Source organism: Streptomyces sp. NPDC127106, assembly GCF_042677605.1.
GTDB lineage: Bacteria > Actinomycetota > Actinomycetes > Streptomycetales > Streptomycetaceae > Streptomyces.
On record NZ_JBHXTC010000088.1, the window covers coordinates 13,323 to 18,370 of the forward strand.

At 72.2% G+C, this 5,048-nt stretch carries 5 protein-coding genes; 4 read left to right on the top strand and 1 reads right to left on the bottom strand.

The annotated features are described in order from the left end of the window. The first annotated feature begins 186 nt into the window (after window positions 1-186). The 4 genes from ACFVGY_RS35965 to proC all read left to right on the top strand — a co-directional run bounded on the left by ACFVGY_RS35965 (window position 187) and on the right by proC (window position 3,332). On the top strand, window positions 187-708 hold the full coding sequence (locus tag ACFVGY_RS35965; RefSeq protein WP_385686225.1) for a hypothetical protein: 522 nt from the start codon (window positions 187-189) through the stop codon (window positions 706-708). Between the two features lie 95 nt (window positions 709-803). After that, window positions 804-1,667 (top strand): ABC transporter ATP-binding protein, encoded by an 864-nt coding sequence (locus ACFVGY_RS35970; protein WP_385686228.1) that lies wholly within the window; start codon window positions 804-806, stop codon window positions 1,665-1,667. Next, the gene (locus ACFVGY_RS35975) at window positions 1,664-2,401 is read left to right on the top strand and encodes an ABC transporter permease (protein ID WP_385686231.1); all 738 of its coding nucleotides are present in this window, start codon (window positions 1,664-1,666) and stop codon (window positions 2,399-2,401) included. The genes ACFVGY_RS35970 and ACFVGY_RS35975 overlap by 4 nt, the downstream gene beginning before the upstream one ends. 121 nt (window positions 2,402-2,522) lie before the next feature. Then, the gene (proC, locus tag ACFVGY_RS35980; protein ID WP_385686234.1) at window positions 2,523-3,332 is read left to right on the top strand and encodes a pyrroline-5-carboxylate reductase; all 810 of its coding nucleotides are present in this window, start codon (window positions 2,523-2,525) and stop codon (window positions 3,330-3,332) included. Here the strand turns inward: proC and trpS are convergent. Further along, a complete protein-coding gene (gene trpS / locus ACFVGY_RS35985) occupies window positions 3,271-4,389 on the bottom strand; it encodes a tryptophan--tRNA ligase (protein WP_385686237.1) in 1,119 nt (372 codons plus the stop codon). The two genes, proC and trpS, sit on opposite strands and share 62 nt — an antisense overlap. Window positions 4,390-5,048 lie beyond the last annotated feature (659 nt).

Genomic DNA, 5,048 nt, shown 5'->3' on the forward strand with positions numbered 1-5,048 from the left:
GTTTTTGTGTGTGGGGCTTCTTTTTTTTTTAAAGAGACTCGGGGGGGGGGGCGGTGGCCCCGCTAACGTGTATCGGGGGGCCGGGCCGCCCGCCGGGGGCGGGCCGGGACCGCCCCGCCCCGCCCGGTGCGTCTGACACGTGAGACGCACCGGGCCCTCCCCCACCGGCGGTGGATAATCGCCGGTGTGAGCGACGAACAGCAGCAGACCCCCGACGCGACGCCCCCGGCCCCGCCCGCCGGGCCGCAGCCGGAGCCGATCCCCTTCTTCGGCACCACCTGGGTCGAGCACGACGGCGGCTACGCCCTCCGCCGCGCCGCCGCCGGCGCGGGTTCGCTCGTCACGGCCTTCGCCGCCGCCTACCTGCTGCGCCTCGCCTACGAGGGCCTGGAGATCGGCAACGTCGGCCCGTTCCTCAGCATCTCCGTCGTCGTCCTCTTCGCGATCGCCAGCGCGGTCGCGTTCCTCAAGACCTGGGAGTCCTTCGGCCGCCGCCCGGCCCCGTCCTCCGACGAGGCCTCGCTCAAGGGCCTGAAGATGATCGGTTTCATCGGCTCCCTCATCGCGTACTTCTTGCGCTGCTTCTTCGAGGCCCCCGGCGAGCGGCTCCGCCGCGCCGAGTACGAGCGCTCCGTCGCCGAGTTCGAGCGCCGCCGCCGCTCCCGTACGGGCAACCCGGCCGCGCGCCGCCCCAAGCGCAAGAAGTAGCCGGCCCGCAGTCACCTCCCGCCCCGCCCGGGCCCGTTCCCGCCGCAGTGTCCGTTCTGTTGACGGCCGGCACCCCCAGGAGCATTATTCACCGCATGATGAATAACTCGGAGCAAGGGGTCGCCCCGGCCCCGGCCCCCGCCGTCCACGCCGACGGCCTGACCGTCCGCCGCGGCACCGGCCGCGCCCTGCGGACCGTCCTCGACTCCCTCGCCTTCGACGTCCCCCGCGGCCGCATCACCGGCCTCCTCGGCCCCTCCGGCTGCGGAAAATCCACGCTCATGCGCGCCGTCGTCGGTACCCAGGCCCATGTCACCGGCACCCTCGACGTCCTCGGCCAGCCCGCCGGCCACCCCGAGCTCCGCGCCCGCATCGGGTACGTCACCCAGGCCCCCTCCGTCTACGACGACCTCACCGTCCGGCAGAACCTCGACTACTTCGCCGCCGTCCTCGACCCCGGCAGAGCCGCCGCCGACCGCCGCCGCGCCACCGTCACCCGGGCCATCGCCGACGTCGACCTCACCGGCCGCGCCGACGCCCTCGCCGGCAGCCTCTCCGGCGGCCAGCGCAGCCGCGTCTCCCTCGCCGTGGCCCTGCTCGGCGCCCCCGAACTCCTCGTCCTCGACGAACCGACCGTCGGACTCGACCCCGTCCTGCGCCGCGACCTGTGGAGCCTCTTCCACGACCTCACCGCCACCCGCGGCACGACGATCCTCGTCTCCTCCCACGTCATGGACGAGGCCGAACGCTGCCACGACCTCCTCCTCATGCGCGAGGGCCGCATCCTCGCCCAGGACACCCCCGACGCACTGCGCACCCGTACCCACTGCGCCACCGTCGAGGAGGGCTTCCTCCGCCTCGTCGACGAAGCCAACGCCCGCGCCGCCCAGGACCCGGCCCAGGACCCGGCCCCCACCGCCCAGGCCCCCGGCCCCGCCGCCCAGGAGCAGCCCCGATGAACGCCGCCCGCACCACCGCCACCGCCGCCCGCGTCCTGCGCCAGCTGCGCCACGACCCGCGCTCCATCGCCCTGATGCTGCTGGTCCCGGTCCTGATGCTGACCCTGCTCCGCTTCGTCTTCGACGGCAGCCCCCGCACCTTCGACGGCATCGGCGCATCCCTCCTCGGGATCTTCCCGATGATCACCATGTTCCTGGTGACCTCGATCGCCACCCTGCGCGAACGCACCTCCGGCACCCTCGAACGCCTCCTCGCCATGCCGCTCGGCAAGGGCGACCTCATCGCCGGCTACGCCCTCGCCTTCGGCGCCGTCGCCGTCGCCCAGTCCCTCCTCGCCACCGGTCTCGCCCTCTGGCTCCTCGGCCTCGACGTCGTCGGCTCCCCCTGGCTGCTCCTCCTCGTCGCCCTCCTCGACGCCCTGCTCGGCACCGCGCTCGGCCTGTTCGTCTCGGCGTTCGCCGCCTCGGAGTTCCAGGCCGTCCAGTTCATGCCGGCCGTGATCTTCCCGCAGCTACTGCTGTGCGGCCTGTTCGCCGCCCGCAGCACCATGCACCCGGTCCTCGAAGGCATCTCCGACGTCCTGCCCATGTCCTACGCCGTCGACGGCATGACCCAGGTCCTCACCCACACCGACATGACCGCCGACTTCGTCCGCGACGCCCTCGTCGTCGCCGCCTGCGCCCTGCTCGTCCTCGCCCTCGGCGCGGCCACCCTCCGGCGCCGCACCCCCTGACCGCCCGCACTGCGGACACCCACCCCCCGCCCCCGCTCCCGGGTGCAAGGATGAGGAAGACGCAGCAGACGCAGCACACACAGCACACGTACGCGCACCCAGTTCGGCGAGGTGACACCGCATGACCCAGACAGTCGCAGTCCTCGGTACCGGAAAGATCGGCGAGGCCCTGCTCAGCGGAATGATCCGCGGCGGCTGGCCCGCCGCGAAGCTCCTCGTCACCGCCCGCCGCTCCGAACGCGCCGAGGAGCTCCGTGCCCGCTACGGCGTCGAGGCCGTCGGCAACGCCGAGGCCGCCAAGCGCGCCGACACCCTCATCCTCACCGTCAAGCCGCAGGACATGGGCAAGCTCCTCGAAGAGCTCGCCCCGCACGTCCCCGCCGACCGCCTCGTCATCAGCGGCGCCGCCGGCATCCCCACCTCCTTCTTCGAGGAGCGGCTCGCCCCCGGCACCCCCGTCGTCCGCGTCATGACGAACACCCCCGCCCTCGTCGACGAAGCCATGTCCGTCATCTCGGCCGGCAGCCACGCCACCGCCGAGCACCTCGCGCACGCCGAGGAGATCTTCGGCGGCGTCGGCAAGACCCTGCGCGTCCCCGAGTCCCAGCAGGACGCCGCCACCGCCCTGTCCGGCTCCGGGCCCGCCTACTTCTACTTCCTCGTCGAAGCCATGACCGACGCCGGCATCCTCCTCGGCCTGCCCCGCGCCCAGGCCCACGACCTCATCGTCCAGGCCGCCATCGGCGCCGCCGTGATGCTCCGCGACAGCGGCGAGCACCCCGTCAAGCTCCGCGAGGCCGTCACCTCCCCCGCCGGCACCACCATCAACGCCATCGTCGAACTCGAACGCCACGGCGTCCGCGCCGCCCTCATCGCCGCCCTCGAAGCCGCCCGCGACCGCAGCCGCGAACTCGCCTCCGGCACCGGCTGACTGACCGAACCCCGCCCGGGGACCGCCGCGACGGCGGTCCCCGGGCGGGCGGCGGACCCGACGGAGCCCGCAGCCCGATCGCCCCGTACGCCCGGTCCACCATCGGCCGCGCGATCGCCCGGGCCCGTCCGGCACCCTCCCGCAGCACCCCGTCCACCAGCCCCGGATCGGCCGCGAGCACGGCATGCCGCTCCTGCACCGGCCGCAACACCTCCACCACGGCCTCGGCCACGTCCCGCTTGAGCGCCCCGTATCCGCCGTACCCGTCGGCGAGCACCGCCGGATCCCCGCCCGTGCAGGCGGCCAGCACGTCCAGCAGGTTCGCCACCCCGGGCCGCGCCTCCCGGTCGTAGACCACCCCGCCGTCCCCGCTGTCGGTGACCGCCCGCATCACCTTCCGGCGCACCACCTCCGGCTCGTCGAGCAGGTACACGACACCCGGCCCGCCGCCCATGGACTTCCCCATCTTCGACCGCAAGTCCTGTAGGTCCATGACCCGTGCGGCCACCGCCGGAAGCGTCGCCTTCGGCACCGTGAAGGTGTGCCCGTACCGCTGGTTGAAACGCACGGCCAGATCCCGGGTCAGCTCCACGTGCTGGCGCTGGTCCTCGCCGACCGGCACCTCGTCGGTCGCGTACGCCAAGATGTCCGCCGCCATCAGCACGGGGTACGTGAGGAGCGACAGCCGCACCCCGGCCCCGGCGGCCTGGGCCTGCGCCGCCTTCTCCTTGTACTGGATCATCCGCCGTAGCTCCCCGTCGGCCGCGGTGCACTCCAGCAGGTACGCCAGCCGCGTGTGTTCGTCCACGTGGCTCTGGACGAACAGCGTGCACTTCTCCGGCGCCAGTCCGGCGGCGAGCAGCAGCGTCGCCGCCTGCCGGCTGAGCCGCCGCACCCGCGCCGGGTCGTGCTCGACCGTCAGCGCGTGCAGGTCCACGACGCAGAACAGCGCCTCGTCCGGCTTCTGCTCGGCGGCGACCCACTGTCGTACGGCGCCCAGGTAGTTGCCCAGCGTCAGGTGGCCGCTCGGCTTGATTCCGCTGAAGATCCGCGCCATGTCCGTCTCCCTGTCTGTCCCTGTCGGTGTGGTGTGGGGGCCGCTGCGTCCGGCGGCCGGCCACTCCCGGGAGGGGAGGGGGAGAAACGAAAACGGCCGCCGGGGCGGCGGCCGTGAGCGCATGCGTGCTCGCGTGGAAGGTCGGCCGCCGTCAGGCGGCCCACCAGCGAAGGCTGAGCATGAGCGCATGCGAGTTCATGGGGGCCAGGCTAGCTCCTCGTCGGGTGCCCGTCCCGGAGTTGACACGCCCGTGCGTGGTCCGTAAGGTTCTTCGAGTTGTCCGACGTGAGCGCCGACCTTGGTCGGTCCCCGGACAGCCATCCCGCACTACACACTCGAACGAACGGCGCACTCTGCCGTCTCGTTTTCATGCGTATTTGCGAATGGGGAATCCGCGTTCCAGGACGCAGCCGCCGATTGGCTTCGGGGGCAAGGAATCCGCTAATGTCTCACTCGCCGCAAGGGCCGACGGCCCGCGCAGCAAATCCCGCTGACTGGGAGTCAGGCCGAAAAGGTTCTGATAGAGTCGGAATCGCCGGAAGGGGAAAGCGCGAAAGCGAAGAACCGGAAAGCGAAGCGCGAAACACTCTGATAGAGTGGGAAACGCAAGAACGAAAGCCCGGAGGAAAGCCCGAGAGGGTGAGTACAAAGGAAGCGTC